Here is an 18,094-nt window from a genome sequence, read left to right as displayed (position 1 = left end):
GGAAACAAGCCGTCATACTACGGCGCAATGCCCTGGAAAGTAAACGATGACCCATAGGGAACTCCAGGGTAAAATACGTATCAAATTGAGAATTGTAGCTGACCTGGGGCTTTGTACCCGGGTCGGTATTTTTTTGCTTCTGGCTTTGGTAGAACGCATACCGGAGCAGGCTTAGCAGCCGAGGTGGGGTCAATCACCCCCTACAGGAATGTTCAAGAGGTATAACAAATGCAAGCTATTCCGATGACTTTACGTGGTGCCGAAAAACTGCGCGAAGAGCTGGATTTTCTGAAATCTGTGCGCCGTCCTGAAATCATCGCCGCTATCGCGGAAGCGCGTGAGCATGGCGACCTGAAAGAGAACGCCGAGTATCACGCTGCGCGTGAACAGCAGGGTTTCTGCGAAGGACGTATCAAGGATATCGAGGCGAAGCTGTCGAATGCGCAGGTGATCGACGTGACGAAGATGCCGAACAACGGACGTGTTGTTTTCGGCGCAACGGTAACTGTTCTGAATCTCGATAACGATGAAGAGCAGACCTGGCGTATTGTCGGCGATGACGAAGCGGATTTTAAACAGAACCTGATTTCCGTGAATTCACCTATCGCGCGCGGCCTGGTTGGCAAAGAGCAGGATGACGTCGTGACCATCAAAACGCCTGGCGGCGAAGTGGAATACGAAGTGATTAAGGTGGAATACCTGTAAGAATTACCCAATACTCAAGATGTTGATGTATTGTAAAGAAAGGAAAAAGGCCGCTATGCGGCCTTTTATCAACGAAGAGAGCGTGGCATTTTGCTCTCCTGCTTGCGGAAAACCCCTCGTTTTACACAGATTTTGTGTTCGACTTTAGGATATTCTTAGCGTGGCAGCGAGATTTTACGTTCTTTAGTTGGGCGATAAAGTACCAGCGTTTTACCGATGACCTGTACGTTACAGGCGCCGGTTTCGCGTACGATAGCTTCCACGATCAAGGTTTTGGTTTCGCGATCTTCCGAGGCGATCTTCACCTTGATAAGTTCATGGTGCTCTAACGCTTGTTCAATCTCGGCCAGTACCCCTTCGGTCAAACCATTGTTGCCAAGCATAACTACCGGCTTGAGCGGATGTGCCAGACCTTTCAGGTGCTGTTTTTGTTTAGTACTCAGATTCATCGTATATTTTTGCTTACGTTGGGATTGAAAACGGGTCATTCTACCGCCATCTCCCATATATCACCAAATGAGCGCGTAAAAATTTACGCTACGGGTAACGATGAATTGCCCCGATGGGAAAGTTAAATGACAGGTAAAAAGCGTTCTGCCAGCTCGAGTCGCTGGCTTCAGGAACACTTTAGCGATAAATATGTTCAACAGGCGCAGAAAAAGGGGTTACGTTCCCGTGCCTGGTTTAAACTTGATGAAATACAGCAAAGTGACAAACTTTTTAAGCCGGGGATGACGGTTGTCGACCTCGGTGCTGCGCCGGGAGGCTGGTCACAGTATGTGGTCACGCAGATTGGCGGCAAAGGCCGTATCATCGCTTGCGATCTTTTACCTATGGATCCTATCGTTGGTGTGGACTTTCTTCAGGGCGATTTTCGTGATGAACTTGTTATGAAAGCGCTGCTGGAACGCGTGGGTGACAGTAAAGTACAAGTTGTCATGTCAGATATGGCACCAAACATGAGCGGAACACCGGCGGTGGATATCCCCCGCGCCATGTATCTGGTGGAACTGGCGTTAGAAATGTGTCGTGATGTGCTGGCGCCAGGTGGAAGTTTTGTAGTGAAGGTGTTCCAGGGCGAAGGTTTCGATGAGTACCTAAGGGAAATTCGCTCCCTGTTTACGAAGGTTAAAGTTCGTAAGCCGGACTCTTCGCGTGCGCGTTCACGCGAAGTGTATATTGTAGCGACCGGGCGAAAACCATAACCGGGGGATTTCAGACGAAAGTTTGAAAGAAGCTGGATATAGAGTATCCTGACGCTGTTTTTAACACAGTTGTAATAAGAGGTTAATCCCTTGAGTGACATGGCGAAAAACCTAATACTCTGGCTGGTCATTGCCGTTGTGCTGATGTCAGTATTCCAGAGCTTTGGGCCCAGCGAGTCTAATGGCCGTAAGGTGGATTACTCTACCTTCCTGCAAGAGGTCAACCAGGACCAGGTTCGTGAAGCGCGTATCAACGGACGTGAGATCAACGTTACCAAGAAAGATAGTAACCGTTACACGACCTACATTCCGGTTAACGATCCGAAGCTGCTTGATAACCTGCTGACCAAAAACGTCAAGGTTGTTGGCGAACCACCTGAAGAGCCGAGCCTGCTGGCTTCAATCTTTATTTCCTGGTTCCCGATGCTGTTGCTGATCGGCGTCTGGATCTTCTTCATGCGTCAGATGCAGGGCGGCGGTGGCAAAGGCGCCATGTCGTTCGGTAAGAGTAAAGCGCGCATGCTGACGGAAGATCAGATCAAAACCACTTTTGCCGATGTCGCAGGTTGTGACGAAGCGAAAGAAGAAGTGGCTGAGCTGGTCGAGTATCTGCGTGAACCAAGCCGCTTCCAGAAGCTGGGCGGTAAAATCCCGAAAGGCGTCCTGATGGTCGGTCCTCCGGGTACGGGTAAAACCCTGCTGGCGAAAGCTATCGCAGGCGAAGCGAAAGTCCCGTTCTTTACGATTTCCGGTTCTGACTTTGTCGAAATGTTCGTCGGTGTTGGCGCATCTCGTGTGCGTGACATGTTCGAACAGGCTAAGAAAGCGGCGCCGTGCATTATCTTCATCGATGAAATCGACGCCGTAGGCCGCCAGCGTGGCGCGGGTCTGGGCGGCGGTCATGATGAACGTGAACAGACATTGAACCAGATGCTGGTTGAGATGGACGGCTTTGAAGGTAACGAAGGTATCATCGTTATCGCGGCGACTAACCGTCCAGACGTACTTGACCCTGCGCTGCTGCGTCCTGGCCGTTTCGACCGTCAGGTCGTGGTAGGTCTGCCAGACGTGCGTGGTCGTGAGCAGATCCTGAAAGTGCATATGCGTCGCGTACCGCTGGCGCCGGATATCGATGCGGCAATCATCGCACGCGGCACGCCAGGCTTCTCTGGCGCCGATCTGGCGAACCTTGTGAACGAAGCGGCACTGTTTGCTGCCCGTGGCAACAAGCGTGTGGTATCCATGGTTGAGTTCGAGAAAGCGAAAGACAAAATCATGATGGGTGCGGAACGCCGCTCCATGGTGATGACGGAAGCGCAGAAAGAATCTACCGCTTACCACGAAGCAGGCCATGCGATTATTGGTCGCCTTGTTCCAGAGCACGATCCGGTGCATAAAGTGACGATTATTCCGCGCGGTCGTGCGCTGGGTGTGACCTTCTTCCTGCCTGAAGGCGACGCGATTAGCGCCAGCCGTCAGAAACTGGAAAGCCAGATCTCCACGTTGTACGGCGGTCGTCTGGCGGAAGAGATCATCTATGGCGTAGAGCATGTTTCTACCGGTGCGTCGAACGACATTAAAGTCGCGACTAACCTGGCGCGTAACATGGTCACCCAGTGGGGCTTCTCCGATAAGCTCGGTCCGCTGCTGTATGCAGAGGAAGAGGGTGAAGTGTTCCTGGGGCGTAGCGTTGCGAAAGCCAAACACATGTCTGATGAAACCGCGCGTATCATCGACCAGGAAGTGAAAGCGCTGATTGAACGTAACTACAATCGTGCTCGTCAGATCCTGAATGACAATATGGACATCCTGCATGCAATGAAAGATGCGCTCATGAAGTATGAGACCATCGATGCGCCGCAGATTGATGACCTGATGGCGCGCCGCGAAGTTCGCCCGCCGGCTGGCTGGGAAGATCCGAACGGCACCAACAACTCTGACAACAATGGCACGCCTCGTGCGCCGCGCCCGGTTGATGAACCGCGTACGCCGAACCCAGGCAACACCATGTCAGAGCAGTTAGGCGACAAATAAGTTATCTGTTATTGATGACTCTGCTTCACCGAAACCCTGGGGCTTGCTCCGGGGTTTTTTATATTTGAAATAACATCAGAAGGATTAGCTATGAAACTCTTCGCCCAGGGCTCCACGCTGGATCTCTCTCACCCACACGTAATGGGCATCCTGAACGTCACGCCGGATTCTTTCTCCGATGGCGGGACGCACAATACGCTGGTGGAGGCGGTGAAGCACGCTAATCTGATGATTAACGCCGGAGCGACGATTATTGATGTCGGCGGCGAATCAACGCGACCTGGCGCGGCGGATGTCAGCGTTGAAGAAGAACTGGAACGCGTGATCCCGGTAGTTGAGTCCATCGCCCAGCGTTTTGAGGTATGGATTTCAGTGGATACCTCAAAACCGGAGGTGATTCGGGAATCGGCAAGAGTGGGCGCTCACATCATCAACGACATTCGCTCCCTCTCTGAACCGGGCGCGCTTGAGGCGGCGGCTGAGACTGGTTTACCGGTCTGCCTGATGCATATGCAAGGGCAGCCTAAAACAATGCAGGAAGCGCCAAAGTACGAAGACGTTTTTGCGGAGGTCAATCGCTACTTTATTGACCAAATAGCACGCTGTGAAAGGGCTGGCATCGCAAAAGAGAAATTGTTGCTCGACCCGGGATTCGGTTTCGGTAAAAATCTCTCCCATAACTATACGTTACTGGCACGTCTGGCGGAGTTTCATCATTTTAACCTGCCGCTGCTGGTGGGAATGTCACGTAAATCGATGATTGGTCAGTTGCTCAACGTCGGGCCCTCCGATCGTTTGAGCGGGAGCCTGGCGTGTGCGGTTATCGCCGCAATGCAGGGGGCGCATATCATTCGTGTCCATGACGTTAAAGAAACCGTAGAAGCGATGCGTGTGGTAGAAGCCACCCTGTCTGCAAAGGAAAATAAACGCTATGAGTAATCGTAAATATTTTGGCACCGATGGGATCCGTGGTCGTGTAGGCGATGCGCCCATTACTCCTGACTTTGTGCTTAAGCTGGGCTGGGCCGCAGGGAAAGTGCTGGCGCGTCATGGTTCACGTAAAATCATTATCGGTAAAGACACGCGTATTTCTGGCTATATGCTGGAGTCTGCGCTGGAAGCCGGTCTGGCGGCGGCGGGATTGTCTGCCTCTTTTACCGGCCCGATGCCGACGCCTGCGGTGGCTTACCTGACCCGAACCTTCCGTGCAGAGGCCGGGATCGTTATCTCCGCTTCGCATAACCCGTTTTATGACAACGGGATTAAATTCTTCTCCATTGACGGCACCAAACTGCCTGATGAAGTTGAAGAGGCTATTGAAGCAGAGATGGAAAAAGAGATCACCTGCGTGGATTCCTCAGAGCTGGGTAAAGCCAGCCGTATTGTGGATGCTGCGGGGCGCTACATTGAGTTCTGCAAAGGTACGTTCCCGAACGAACTGAGCCTGAATGAGCTGAAGATTGTTGTGGATTGCGCCAACGGCGCGACCTATCACATTGCACCGAACGTCCTGCGTGAACTGGGTGCGAATGTCATTGCGATTGGCTGTGAGCCGAACGGCGTCAATATTAATGAAGAAGTCGGCGCTACGGATGTGCGTGCGCTACAGGCGCGCGTGATCGCGGAGAAAGCCGATTTAGGGATCGCGCTGGACGGCGACGGCGATCGCGTGATCATGGTTGACCATGAAGGGAATAAAGTCGATGGCGATCAGATCATGTATATCATCGCCCGCGAAGGTTTGCGTCAGGGTCAACTGCGCGGTGGCGCAGTCGGTACGCTGATGAGCAACATGGGCCTGGAGCTGGCGTTGAAACAGCTGGGCATTCCGTTCGCGCGTGCTAAAGTCGGCGACCGCTACGTGCTGGAAAAACTGCAAGAAAAAGGCTGGCGTATTGGGGCGGAAAACTCCGGCCACGTTATTCTGCTGGATAAAACCACCACCGGTGACGGTATTGTCGCGGGGCTACAGGTTCTGGCGGCGATGGTGCGTAACCACATGAGTCTGCACGATTTGTGCAGCGGCATGAAAATGTTCCCGCAGATTCTGGTTAACGTACGTTATGCAGCCGGTAGCGGCGATCCGCTGGAGAATGACAACGTTAAGGCTGTGACGGCGGAAGTCGAAGCGGCGCTGGGAAATCGTGGTCGCGTGCTGCTGCGTAAGTCCGGTACTGAACCGTTAATTCGCGTAATGGTAGAAGGCGAGGATGAAGCGCAGGTTACTGAGTTTGCTCATCGTATTGCGGATGCCGTAAAAGCGGTTTAATCCTGGTGATAAGTGACTAAAAAGGCGGCGTTTGCCGCCTTTTTGTTGCAGGAAAAAGACCTTTTTGCTGTTTTTTTCCGCAGTTGATACAATGCACTAAAATTGCCCTTGCGAAGGTCATTCGCTTTGGTTAGTATTCACACCCGCTTCAGTGGGAAACAGTAAATTATCCCGCTTTATTGGTTGAAGCATTGGTATGCGGCAACTCCGCAAGGAACAGGTTGATTATGTACGAAGCTCTTTTGGTAGTTTTCCTTATTGTGGCAATTGGCCTGGTAGGCTTGATCATGCTACAGCAAGGTAAAGGCGCTGATATGGGAGCCTCCTTTGGAGCAGGCGCTTCCGCTACGCTGTTTGGTTCAAGTGGTTCTGGTAACTTCATGACCCGTATGACGGCTGTGCTGGCAACGCTGTTCTTCATCATCAGTCTGGCGCTGGGCAATATCAACAGCAACAAGACCAATAAAGGAAGTGAGTGGGAAAATCTGAGCGCTCCGGCAAAAACCGAGCAGACTCAGCCAGTTGCACCGGCACAGCCGAGCAGCGATATCCCACACTAAGATTTCCGTGCCGAGGTGGTGGAATTGGTAGACACGCTACCTTGAGGTGGTAGTGCCCAATAGGGCTTACGGGTTCAAGTCCCGTCCTCGGTACCAATATTCCGAAAGAAAGACGCTGAAAAGCGTCTTTTTTTTCGTCTGTATCTCGCGGGGGTTATAGACTTTGTTTTTGTCGGTTGGATAAGGCGTTTACGCCGCCATCCGACATGTTACGTAATGTGCCTGATGGCACTTTGTTTATCAGGCCTACACCGCCCAAAAAAGGCCGCTTACGCGGCCTTTAATCGTTGTCCGTTAACTTACTTGCCTTTGTTTTCCAGATTCTCAACCTGCGGCAAACCCGTAGCGGAAGAGGCGGAAAGCAGGCCTGACTGCGCATAACCAAACAGTTTTTCACGCGTATCGGTGATATCCAGGTTGCGCATCGTCAACTGACCGATACGGTCATCCGGCGAGAACACGGAGTCTCCTTTTTCCATCGTCAGACGCTCTGGTTTGTAGGTCAGATTGTCAGAGACGGTATTCAGGATCGAGTAGTCGTTACCACGACGCAGCTCCAGCGTGACTTCACCGGTAATCTGGCTGGCCACCCAACGTTGCAGACCGTCACGCAGCATCAGCGCCTGGGAGTCAAACCAGCGGCCCTGATACAGCAGTCGGCCTAACTGACGGCCATGCGCATGATACTGCTCGATCGTGTCTTCGTTGTGGATGCCGGTCAGCAGACGCTCGTAGGCAATATGCAGCAGCGCCATCCCCGGCGCTTCATAGATACCCCGGCTCTTCGCTTCGATGATACGGTTCTCAATCTGATCGCTCATACCCAGACCGTGACGGCCGCCGATACGGTTGGCTTCCAGCATCAGTTCAACATCATCGCTGAAGGTCTTACCGTTCAACGCGACAGGATGCCCCTGTTCAAAGCGCACGGTAACTTCTTCCGCCGGGATTTTCACGTTTTCATCCCAGAACTTGACGCCCATGATTGGATTGACGATCTTGACGCTGGAGTTCAGGAATTCCAGATCTTTGGCTTCATGGGTCGCGCCGAGCATGTTGGAGTCAGTGGAATAGGCCTTTTCGACGGACATCTTGTAGTCGAAACCGCAGGCAATCATAAACTCGGACATCTCATGACGACCGCCCAGCTCATCAATAAAGTCGGTATCCAGCCACGGTTTGTAAATCTGTAGCTCCGCGTTGGTCAACAGGCCGTAACGGTAGAAACGCTCGATGTCGTTTCCTTTATAGGTACTGCCGTCGCCCCAGATGTTAACACCATCTTCCTTCATCGCGGCGACCAGCATCGTGCCGGTAACGGCGCGGCCCAGCGGCGTGGTGTTGAAATAGGTCAGTCCGCCGGTGGTGTTATGGAAAGCGCCGCACTGGATCGCGGCGATCCCTTCGGCAACCAGCTGTTTACGGCAATCAATCAGGCGAGCGTTCTCTGCGCCGTATTCCATTGCGCGACGAGGAATGGCGTCATAGTCATCCTCATCCGGCTGACCCAGATTCGCAGTATATGCATAAGGGACAGCGCCTTTTTGTCGCATCCACAGCAGTGCAGCACTGGTGTCCAGGCCGCCGGAAAAAGCGATACCAATACGTTGACCTACCGGAAGATGCTTGAGAATCGTCGTCATAAATAAAACCCTGCTTGATAGACTGATGAAGAGATCGGTTTTCTGCTCTCAGTGCATTTTTATGCAAAATAAGTGAGTTTTCATTTAATCATCTTTTACGGATGACAGGAAGAGTTTAGTGATAATTTCGTTAAAAAACGGTATGGGGTGGCTTCTTTCCTGACTGGTACGGTTTCTTAACGGAGGCCGGGTTAGTATTCATTCATGTGCATATTATTAACGCGGTTGACATATCGCATATTGAATCAATATAATACGCGCAGATTTTACGTCCCGTCCTCGGTACCAAATCCCAGCAGTATTTGCATCTTTTACCCAAAGCGAGTAAAATTTGCCACGTTTCAGGCGCGGGGTGGAGCAGCCTGGTAGCTCGTCGGGCTCATAACCCGAAGGTCGTCGGTTCAAATCCGGCCCCCGCAACCACTTTCCCTTAGAGTTCTTTTTCAAATATACTGTGAAGACTTAGGCCTTCGTAGCTGGATTTGAAAAAAATTCTTTCGGAAGGTTCTCCAGACCGCAGTTGCGGTTATAGGGTTCAGTTATCTAAAGCCCCGATTTATCGGGGTTTTTTGTTATCTGACTACAGAATAACTGGGCTTTAGGCCCTTTTTTTATGTCTTGGGGGTGGGCTTGTCCACATTAGAGCAAAAATTAACAGAGATGATTACAGCGCCAGTTGAAGCCTTAGGTTACGAACTGGTCGGCATCGAATTTATTCGCGGTCGCACATCCACACTGCGCATCTATATTGATAGTGAAGATGGCATCAATGTTGATGATTGTGCTGATGTGAGTCACCAGGTGAGTGCGGTGCTGGATGTCGAAGATCCCATCACTGTGGCATACAACCTGGAAGTCTCCTCGCCAGGTCTCGACCGTCCTATGTTCACGGCTGAGCACTACGCGCGTTTCCTGGGTGAAGAAGTGACGCTGGTACTTCGTATGGCGGTACAAAACCGTCGTAAATGGCAGGGCGTTATCAAAGCGGTTGACGGTGAAATGATCACTGTCACAGTCGAAGGTAAAGATGAAGTGTTCGCGCTGAGTAATATCCAGAAGGCGAACCTGGTTCCCCACTTTTAATAGTCTGGATTGAGGTGAAAAGCCCGCGATGAACAAAGAAATTTTGGCCGTTGTTGAAGCCGTTTCCAATGAGAAAGCGCTGCCACGCGAGAAGATTTTTGAAGCGCTGGAAAGTGCGCTGGCTACAGCAACGAAGAAAAAATACGAACAAGAGATCGATGTTCGCGTACAAATCGATCGTAAAAGCGGTGATTTCGATACCTTCCGTCGTTGGTTAATCGTAGAAGAAGTCACGCTGCCGACAAAAGAAATTACGCTGGAAGCGGCGCGTTTTGAAGACGAAAGCCTGAACCTGGGCGACTACGTTGAAGATCAGATTGAATCTGTCACCTTTGACCGTATCACCACCCAGACGGCAAAACAGGTTATCGTACAGAAAGTTCGTGAAGCCGAGCGTGCGATGGTGGTCGATCAGTTCCGCGAGCACGAAGGCGAAATCATCACCGGCGTGGTGAAGAAAGTAAACCGCGACAACATCTCTTTGGATCTGGGCAGCAATGCTGAAGCCGTGATCCTGCGTGAAGATATGCTGCCGCGCGAAAACTTCCGTCCTGGCGACCGTATTCGTGGCGTTCTGTACTCCGTTCGCCCGGAAGCGCGCGGTGCGCAACTGTTTGTGACGCGTTCCAAACCGGAAATGCTGATCGAGCTGTTCCGTATCGAAGTACCGGAAATCGGCGAAGAAGTCATCGAAATTAAAGCGGCGGCCCGCGATCCGGGTTCCCGTGCGAAAATCGCGGTGAAAACCAACGACAAGCGTATCGATCCGGTCGGCGCCTGTGTGGGTATGCGTGGTGCGCGCGTTCAGGCCGTTTCTACTGAACTGGGCGGCGAGCGTATCGATATCGTCCTGTGGGATGATAACCCGGCGCAGTTCGTGATTAACGCGATGGCGCCAGCAGACGTCGCTTCTATCGTGGTGGATGAAGATAAACACACCATGGATATCGCTGTTGAAGCCGGTAATCTGGCTCAGGCGATCGGACGTAATGGTCAGAACGTCCGTCTGGCTGCGCAACTGAGCGGCTGGGAACTTAACGTGATGACGGTTGATGACTTGCAGGCTAAGCATCAGGCTGAAGCACATGCAGCGATCGATACTTTCACCAAATATCTCGATATTGATGAAGAGTTCGCAACCGTACTGGTTGAAGAAGGCTTCGCGACGCTGGAAGAACTGGCCTACGTGCCAATGAAAGAACTGCTGGAAATCGACGGGCTGGATGAACCGACCGTTGAAGCGCTGCGCGAGCGTGCCAAAAACGCACTGACCACTCTGGCACTGGCCCAGGAAGAAAGCCTTGGTGATAACAAACCGTCTGACGATCTGCTGAATCTGGAAGGATTGGGTCGCGACCTGGCATTCAAACTGGCTGCCCGTGGTGTTTGTACGCTGGAAGATCTCGCTGAGCAGGGCATTGATGATCTGGCTGATATCGAAGGGTTGACCGACGAAAAAGCCGGTGAGCTGATTATGGCTGCCCGTAATATTTGCTGGTTCGGCGACGAAGCGTAATAAACTGTAGCAGGAAGGAACAGCATGACAGATGTAACCGTAAAAGCGCTGGCCGCAGAGATACAGACCTCCGTGGATCGCCTGGTACAGCAATTCGCTGATGCCGGTATCCCGAAGTCTGCTGATGACTCTGTGTCCGCACAAGAAAAACAGACTTTACTGGCGCACCTGAATCGTGAAAATGGTTCAGGGCCGGATAAGTTGACGCTGCAACGTAAAACGCGCAGCACGTTGAATATTCCAGGTACCGGTGGAAAAAGTAAATCGGTACAAATCGAAGTCCGCAAGAAACGCACCTTTGTGAAACGCGATCCGCAAGAGACAGAACGTCTCGCTGCGGAAGAGCAGGCGCAGCGTGAAGCGGAAGAGCAAGCCCGTCGTGAGGCAGAAGAAACAGCCAAACGCGAGGCGCAACAAAAAGCTGACCGTGAGGCCGCAGAACAAGCTAAACGTGACGCCGCTGAAAAAGCGAAACGTGAAGCTGCGGAAAAAGACAAAGTGAGCAATCAACAGACTGACGATATGACCAAAACCGCCCAGGCCGAAAAAGCCCGCCGTGAAAATGAAGCAGCAGAGCTGAAGCGTAAAGCGGAAGAAGAAGCGCGTCGCAAACTTGAAGAAGAAGCGCGTCGCGTAGCAGAAGAAGCTCGCCGCATGGCGGAAGAGAACAAATGGACTGATAACGCGGAGCCGACTGAAGACACCAGCGATTATCACGTTACCACGTCTCAACACGCCCGCCAGGCCGAAGACGAAAACGACCGTGAAGTTGAAGGCGGCCGTGGTCGTAGTCGCAATGCGAAAGCGGCGCGTCCGGCGAAAAAAGGCAACAAACACTCTGAATCGAAAGCCGATCGTGAAGAAGCCCGTGCGGCCGTTCGCGGCGGTAAAGGCGGTAAAAACCGTAAAGGTTCTGCTCTGCAACAGAGCTTCCAGAAACCGGTTCAGGCTGTTAACCGTGACGTTGTGATTGGTGAAACCATCACCGTTGGCGAGCTGGCGAACAAGATGGCGGTAAAAGGCTCTCAGGTCATCAAAGCGATGATGAAGCTGGGCGCGATGGCAACCATCAACCAGGTCATCGACCAGGAAACCGCACAGCTGGTTGCTGAAGAGATGGGCCATAAAGTTATCCTGCGTCGTGAAAACGAGCTGGAAGAAGCGGTAATGAGCGACCGTGATACAGGTGCGGCGGCAGAACCGCGTGCTCCGGTTGTGACCATCATGGGCCACGTTGACCACGGTAAAACCTCTCTGCTGGACTACATTCGTTCAACGAAAGTTGCCTCTGGCGAAGCGGGCGGCATTACCCAGCACATCGGTGCTTACCACGTTGAAACCGACAACGGTATGATCACCTTCCTGGATACCCCGGGTCACGCCGCGTTTACCTCTATGCGTGCTCGTGGTGCGCAGGCAACGGATATCGTTGTTCTGGTTGTGGCGGCAGACGACGGCGTGATGCCGCAGACCATCGAAGCTATACAGCACGCGAAAGCGGCGGGTGTGCCGGTTGTGGTTGCGGTGAACAAGATCGATAAGCCAGAAGCCGATCCGGATCGTGTTAAAAACGAACTGTCCCAGTACGGCATCCTGCCGGAAGAGTGGGGCGGCGAAAGCCAGTTCGTCCACGTATCTGCAAAAGCGGGTACTGGCATCGACGAACTGCTGGATGCAATCCTGTTGCAGGCTGAAGTCCTCGAACTGAAAGCAGTTCGTAAAGGCATGGCGAGCGGCGCGGTAATCGAATCCTTCCTGGATAAAGGTCGTGGTCCGGTTGCAACCGTCCTGGTTCGTGAAGGTACGCTGAACAAAGGCGACATCGTCCTGTGTGGCTTCGAATATGGCCGCGTTCGTGCAATGCGTAACGAACTGGGTCAGGAAGTGCTGGAAGCGGGTCCGTCCATTCCGGTTGAGATCCTGGGTCTGTCCGGTGTTCCGGCTGCCGGTGATGAAGTGACCGTGGTTCGTGACGAGAAGAAAGCCCGTGAAGTTGCGCTGTATCGTCAGGGTAAATTCCGTGAAGTTAAACTGGCGCGTCAGCAGAAATCTAAACTTGAGAACATGTTCGCTAACATGACCGAAGGCGAAGTTCATGAAGTGAACATCGTATTGAAAGCGGACGTTCAGGGCTCTGTGGAAGCGATCTCCGACTCTTTACTGAAACTGTCTACCGACGAAGTGAAAGTGAAGATCATCGGTTCCGGCGTAGGTGGTATCACCGAAACCGACGCAACCCTGGCTGCTGCATCCAACGCGATCCTGGTTGGCTTCAACGTGCGTGCCGATGCCTCTGCGCGTAAAGTGATTGAAGCGGAAAGCCTGGATCTGCGCTACTACTCCGTCATCTATAACCTGATCGACGAAGTGAAAGCGGCAATGAGCGGCATGCTGTCTCCAGAACTGAAACAGCAGATCATTGGTCTGGCTGAAGTCCGTGACGTGTTCAAATCACCGAAATTTGGCGCTGTCGCAGGCTGTATGGTTACTGAAGGTACGATTAAACGCCACAACCCGATCCGCGTACTGCGCGACAACGTAGTTATCTACGAAGGCGAGCTGGAATCCCTGCGCCGCTTCAAAGATGACGTTAACGAAGTCCGTAACGGCATGGAATGTGGTATCGGCGTTAAGAACTACAACGACGTTCGCGTTGGCGATATGATCGAAGTGTTCGAGATCATCGAGATCCAACGTACGATTGCGTAAGGTCGGCCGGGTTGTAGGCCGGATAAGGCGTTTACGCCGCCATCCGGCAATGTAATGCCTGATGGCGCCATGCTTATCAGGCCTACAGTTTATAGCCCACGCCACCCGGCATGAAATTTAAAAAGGGGCTTTTGGCCCCTTTTTTGTCTTTATTCTGGAGAATTTATTATGGCGAAAGAATTTGGTCGCCCGCAGCGCGTAGCCCAGGAAATGCAAAAAGAGATCGCTATCATCCTGCAACGCGAAATTAAAGATCCGCGTCTTGGCATGATGACCACCGTTTCCGGTGTGGAGATGTCCCGCGATCTGGCCTATGCCAAAGTGTATGTCACCTTTCTGAACGACAAAGATGAAGACGCGGTAAAAGCGGGCATCAAAGCATTGCAGGAAGCGTCTGGCTTTATCCGTACCCTGCTGGGGAAAGCGATGCGTCTGCGTATCGTGCCGGAACTAACCTTCTTCTACGACAACTCGCTGGTTGAAGGGATGCGTATGTCTAACCTGGTGACCAACGTGGTGAAACATGACGAAGAACGTCGTGTGAACCCGGACGACAGCAAGGAGGACTAATGAGTCGTCCTCGTCGTCGTGGTCGCGACATTCACGGCGTCCTGCTGCTGGATAAGCCGCAGGGCATGTCCAGCAATGACGTCTTGCAGAAAGTAAAACGCATCTATAACGCCAACCGTGCCGGACATACCGGCGCGCTGGATCCGCTGGCGACGGGTATGTTGCCCATCTGCCTCGGGGAAGCGACAAAGTTTTCGCAGTATCTGCTGGATTCTGACAAACGTTATCGCGTGGTTGCCCGCCTGGGGCAGCGTACCGACACCTCTGATGCCGATGGTCAAATCGTGCAGGAACGTCCGGTAACCTTCAGCGCAGAGCAGTTAGCTGCCGCGCTGGAGACGTTCCGTGGCGATATCGAGCAGATTCCATCGATGTATTCGGCGCTGAAGTATCAGGGCAAGAAGCTCTACGAATATGCGCGTCAGGGGATTGAAGTTCCCCGTGAAGCCCGCCCGATTACCGTTTACGAACTGCTGTTTATTCGCCATGAAGGGGATGAACTGGAGCTGGAGGTTCACTGCTCGAAGGGCACCTACATTCGCACCATTATCGATGATTTGGGTGAGAAACTTGGGTGTGGCGCGCATGTGATCTTCCTGCGACGTCTGGCGGTCAGTAAATATCCGGTTGACCGTATGGTCACGCTGGAACAGCTACGTGAGCTTGTTGAACAGGCGGAACGGCAGGATATTCCGGCTGCGCAACTGTTAGATCCGCTGCTGATGCCGATGGACAGTCCGGCTTCGGACTATCCAGTTGTCAATCTTCCTTTAACGTCATCGGTTTACTTTAAAAACGGTAACCCGGTACGGACGACAGGCGTACCGCTTGAAGGGCTGGTTCGCGTGACGGAAGGTGATGACGAAAAATTTATTGGCATGGGCGAAATCGACGATGAAGGCCGCGTGGCGCCTCGTCGGTTAGTGGTTGAGTACCCGGCGTAATGCTGCTCCGTCTTGCGATAACAGGACGCTACGAGTAGAATACCGCCGCTTAACGTCACGTAAATTTTTTAACAAGTTCGCGCGGCGTTTACATGGGGTCGCTGAATTAGAGATTGGCACCCTTTCATTCTTTATTATTTTTGGAGTTCATCATGTCTCTAAGCGTTGAAGCTAAAGCTAAAATCGTTTCTGAGTTTGGTCGTGGTACTAACGACAGCGGTTCTACCGAAGTTCAGGTTGCTCTGCTGACTGCACAGATTAACCACCTGCAGGGCCACTTTGCAGAGCACAAAAAAGATCACCACAGCCGTCGTGGTCTGCTGCGCATGGTTTCTCAGCGTCGTAAACTGCTCGACTACCTGAAACGTAAAGATGTTGCACGTTACACCGCGCTGATCGAGCGTCTGGGTCTGCGTCGCTAATTCTTGCGAGTTTCAGAAAGAGGGGGCCTTCATGGCCCCTTTTTTCAACCAGACGGCAGCAATTCACTGGAAACTAATGTATTGTTGCTATGGATGATCTTCCGTTGCAGAGGTTCGCGCGGCTAATGAGAGGCTTCACCCAAAAAGCATGGGTTAGGGTTGTCATTAGTCGCGAGGATGCGCAGAAGATCGGGTATTAACGATGGCGCCTGAGTGTGCCGTCAAAAATTAAGAAAGGGTATTATTTTGCTTAATCCGATCGTTCGTAAATTCCAGTACGGTCAGCATACCGTTACGCTGGAAACTGGCATGATGGCGCGTCAGGCAACTGCCGCCGTTATGGTAAGCATGGATGACACTGCGGTATTCGTTACCGTTGTTGGTCAGAAAAAAGCGAAGCCGGGCCAGGATTTCTTCCCGCTGACCGTTAACTATCAGGAGCGTACTTACGCTGCTGGCCGTATCCCGGGCAGCTTCTTCCGTCGTGAAGGCCGTCCGAGCGAAGGCGAAACCCTGATCGCGCGTCTGATTGACCGCCCGGTTCGTCCGCTGTTCCCGGAAGGCTTCGTTAACGAAGTTCAGGTTATCGCAACCGTCGTTTCCGTTAACCCGCAGGTTAACCCGGATATCGTCGCGATGATCGGTGCTTCCGCCGCGCTGTCTCTGTCCGGCATTCCGTTCAACGGCCCGATTGGTGCCGCGCGTGTTGGTTATATCAATGACCAGTATGTACTGAACCCGACTCAGGACGAACTGAAAGAAAGTAAGCTGGACCTGGTGGTTGCCGGTACTGAAGCGGCTGTTCTGATGGTTGAATCCGAAGCAGAACTGCTGAGCGAAGACACCATGCTGGGCGCCGTGGTATTCGGCCACGAGCAGCAGCAGATTGTGATTCAGAACATCAACGATCTGGTGAAAGAAGCGGGCAAACCGCGTTGGGACTGGCAGCCGGAAGCGGTAAACGAAGCGCTGAACGCGCGCGTTGCTGCACAGGCCGAAGCTCGCCTGAGCGACGCTTACCGTATCACCGACAAACAGGAGCGTTATGCTCAGGTTGACGTGATCAAATCTGAAACCATCGCTGCGCTGGTTGCAGAAGACGAAACCCTGGACGAAAACGAACTGGGCGAAATCCTGCACGCTATCGAGAAAAACGTTGTTCGTAGCCGCGTACTGGCCGGCGAGCCGCGTATTGATGGCCGTGAAAAAGACATGATCCGTGGTCTGGACGTGCGTACTGGCGTGCTGCCGCGTACTCACGGTTCCGCGCTGTTCACTCGTGGCGAAACGCAGGCGCTGGTCACGGCGACGCTGGGTACCGCTCGTGACGCGCAGGTTCTTGATGAACTGATGGGCGAACGCACTGACAGCTTCCTGTTCCACTACAACTTCCCTCCGTACTCCGTTGGCGAAACCGGCATGGTCGGTTCTCCGAAGCGTCGTGAAATTGGTCACGGTCGTCTGGCGAAGCGCGGTGTTCTGGCAGTTATGCCGGAAATGGACAAATTCCCGTACACCGTTCGCGTGGTGTCTGAAATCACCGAATCCAACGGGTCTTCCTCTATGGCTTCCGTGTGTGGCGCTTCCCTGGCGCTGATGGACGCAGGCGTGCCGATTAAAGCGGCCGTTGCGGGTATCGCGATGGGTCTGGTGAAAGAAGGCGACAACTTTGTTGTTCTGTCTGACATCCTGGGCGACGAAGACCACCTGGGCGATATGGACTTCAAAGTGGCGGGTTCCCGCGACGGTATCTCTGCGTTGCAGATGGATATCAAAATTGAAGGTATCACCAAAGAGATCATGCAGGTTGCGCTGAACCAGGCAAAAGGTGCGCGTCTGCACATCCTGGGCGTGATGGAACAGGCGATCAACGCGCCGCGTGGCGACATTTCTCAGTTCGCTCCGCGTATCCACACCATCAAGATCAACCCGGACAAGATCAAAGACGTTATCGGTAAGGGCGGTTCTGTTATCCGTGCTCTGACCGAAGAAACCGGCACCACCATCGAAATCGAAGATGACGGTACGGTGAAGATCGCGGCGACCGACGGCGAAAAAGCGAAACATGCTATCCGTCGTATCGAAGAGATCACTGCGGAAATCGAAGTGGGCCGTATCTACAATGGTAAAGTGACCCGCATCGTTGACTTTGGCGCGTTTGTTGCCATTGGCGGCGGTAAAGAAGGTCTGGTACACATCTCTCAGATCGCTGACAAGCGCGTAGAGAAAGTGACCGATTACCTGCAAATGGGTCAGGAAGTACCGGTTAAAGTTCTGGAAGTTGATCGCCAGGGCCGCGTACGTCTGAGCATTAAAGAAGCAACTGAGCAGTCTCAACCAGCTGCGGCGCCGGAAGCTCCGGCAGCAGAACAGGGCGAGTAAGGTTGCCATTTGCCCTCCGCTTTGGCGGAGGGCCTTTGACCCGGCAGGACGC

15 protein-coding genes and 2 tRNA genes are annotated in these 18,094 nt (G+C 52.8%); 15 read left to right on the top strand and 2 right to left on the bottom strand.

Annotated elements, in window-relative coordinates:
* Positions 1-228: 228 nt before the first annotated feature.
* Positions 229-705, top strand: a complete 477-nt coding sequence (greA, locus tag OGV50_RS09930) for a transcription elongation factor GreA (RefSeq protein WP_012135312.1) — start codon at positions 229-231, stop codon at positions 703-705.
* Positions 706-860: 155 nt separating this feature from the next.
* On the opposite strand, the gene yhbY is transcribed toward greA, so the two are convergent.
* On the bottom strand, positions 861-1,154 hold the full coding sequence (gene yhbY, locus OGV50_RS09925; protein ID WP_004139797.1) for a ribosome assembly RNA-binding protein YhbY: 294 nt from the start codon (positions 1,152-1,154) through the stop codon (positions 861-863).
* A gap of 126 nt (positions 1,155-1,280) precedes the next feature.
* On the opposite strand from yhbY, the gene rlmE reads away from it, so the two are divergent.
* The 6 genes from rlmE (at position 1,281) to OGV50_RS09895 (ending at position 6,869) form a co-directional block, all read left to right on the top strand.
* Complete coding sequence (gene rlmE, locus OGV50_RS09920; RefSeq protein WP_000145975.1) at positions 1,281-1,910, top strand: 23S rRNA (uridine(2552)-2'-O)-methyltransferase RlmE; 630 nt, start codon at positions 1,281-1,283, stop codon at positions 1,908-1,910.
* A 99-nt stretch (positions 1,911-2,009) separates the two neighbouring features.
* Complete coding sequence (gene ftsH / locus OGV50_RS09915) at positions 2,010-3,944, top strand: ATP-dependent zinc metalloprotease FtsH (protein WP_012135310.1); 1,935 nt, start codon at positions 2,010-2,012, stop codon at positions 3,942-3,944.
* A 90-nt stretch (positions 3,945-4,034) separates the two neighbouring features.
* Positions 4,035-4,883: a dihydropteroate synthase gene (gene folP / locus OGV50_RS09910; protein ID WP_058668151.1), complete on the top strand. Its 849-nt coding sequence runs from the start codon at positions 4,035-4,037 to the stop codon at positions 4,881-4,883.
* Positions 4,876-6,213 (top strand): phosphoglucosamine mutase, encoded by a 1,338-nt coding sequence (glmM, locus tag OGV50_RS09905; protein WP_012135308.1) that lies wholly within the window; start codon positions 4,876-4,878, stop codon positions 6,211-6,213. The genes folP and glmM overlap by 8 nt, the downstream gene beginning before the upstream one ends.
* A gap of 227 nt (positions 6,214-6,440) precedes the next feature.
* Positions 6,441-6,773: a preprotein translocase subunit SecG gene (secG, locus tag OGV50_RS09900; RefSeq protein WP_012135307.1), complete on the top strand. Its 333-nt coding sequence runs from the start codon at positions 6,441-6,443 to the stop codon at positions 6,771-6,773.
* 9 nt (positions 6,774-6,782) lie between these two features.
* Positions 6,783-6,869: transfer RNA gene (locus tag OGV50_RS09895), tRNA-Leu, on the top strand.
* Between the two features lie 203 nt (positions 6,870-7,072).
* Here the strand turns inward: OGV50_RS09895 and argG are convergent.
* Positions 7,073-8,416, bottom strand: coding sequence for an argininosuccinate synthase (gene argG / locus OGV50_RS09890; RefSeq protein WP_012135306.1), 1,344 nt, complete (start codon positions 8,414-8,416; stop codon positions 7,073-7,075).
* A 346-nt stretch (positions 8,417-8,762) separates the two neighbouring features.
* On the opposite strand from argG, the gene OGV50_RS09885 reads away from it, so the two are divergent.
* The 8 genes from OGV50_RS09885 (at position 8,763) to pnp (ending at position 18,042) form a co-directional block, all read left to right on the top strand.
* Positions 8,763-8,839 (top strand) — tRNA-Met (locus OGV50_RS09885).
* Positions 8,840-9,046: 207 nt separating this feature from the next.
* Positions 9,047-9,499, top strand: coding sequence for a ribosome maturation factor RimP (rimP, locus tag OGV50_RS09880; RefSeq protein ID WP_012135304.1), 453 nt, complete (start codon positions 9,047-9,049; stop codon positions 9,497-9,499).
* A gap of 28 nt (positions 9,500-9,527) precedes the next feature.
* The gene (gene nusA, locus OGV50_RS09875; RefSeq protein ID WP_012135303.1) at positions 9,528-11,015 is read left to right on the top strand and encodes a transcription termination factor NusA; all 1,488 of its coding nucleotides are present in this window, start codon (positions 9,528-9,530) and stop codon (positions 11,013-11,015) included.
* A gap of 24 nt (positions 11,016-11,039) precedes the next feature.
* Positions 11,040-13,724 (top strand): translation initiation factor IF-2, encoded by a 2,685-nt coding sequence (infB, locus tag OGV50_RS09870; RefSeq protein ID WP_012135301.1) that lies wholly within the window; start codon positions 11,040-11,042, stop codon positions 13,722-13,724.
* Positions 13,725-13,892: 168 nt separating this feature from the next.
* Positions 13,893-14,294, top strand: coding sequence for a 30S ribosome-binding factor RbfA (gene rbfA / locus OGV50_RS09865; RefSeq protein WP_001040203.1), 402 nt, complete (start codon positions 13,893-13,895; stop codon positions 14,292-14,294).
* Positions 14,294-15,238, top strand: a complete 945-nt coding sequence (truB, locus tag OGV50_RS09860; protein ID WP_049010997.1) for a tRNA pseudouridine(55) synthase TruB — start codon at positions 14,294-14,296, stop codon at positions 15,236-15,238. Before rbfA ends, truB begins: the two co-directional genes overlap by 1 nt.
* Before the next feature lie 152 nt (positions 15,239-15,390).
* Complete coding sequence (gene rpsO, locus OGV50_RS09855; RefSeq protein ID WP_003861789.1) at positions 15,391-15,660, top strand: 30S ribosomal protein S15; 270 nt, start codon at positions 15,391-15,393, stop codon at positions 15,658-15,660.
* A gap of 246 nt (positions 15,661-15,906) precedes the next feature.
* Positions 15,907-18,042, top strand: coding sequence for a polyribonucleotide nucleotidyltransferase (gene pnp, locus OGV50_RS09850; protein WP_200092961.1), 2,136 nt, complete (start codon positions 15,907-15,909; stop codon positions 18,040-18,042).
* Positions 18,043-18,094 lie beyond the last annotated feature (52 nt).

Source organism: Citrobacter sp. CK180, from assembly GCF_030333655.1.
GTDB classification, from domain to species: domain Bacteria; phylum Pseudomonadota; class Gammaproteobacteria; order Enterobacterales; family Enterobacteriaceae; genus Citrobacter_B; species Citrobacter_B koseri.
Note: the sequence above shows the minus strand (reverse complement) of the source record. Positions and strands in the feature narration are given on the sequence as shown.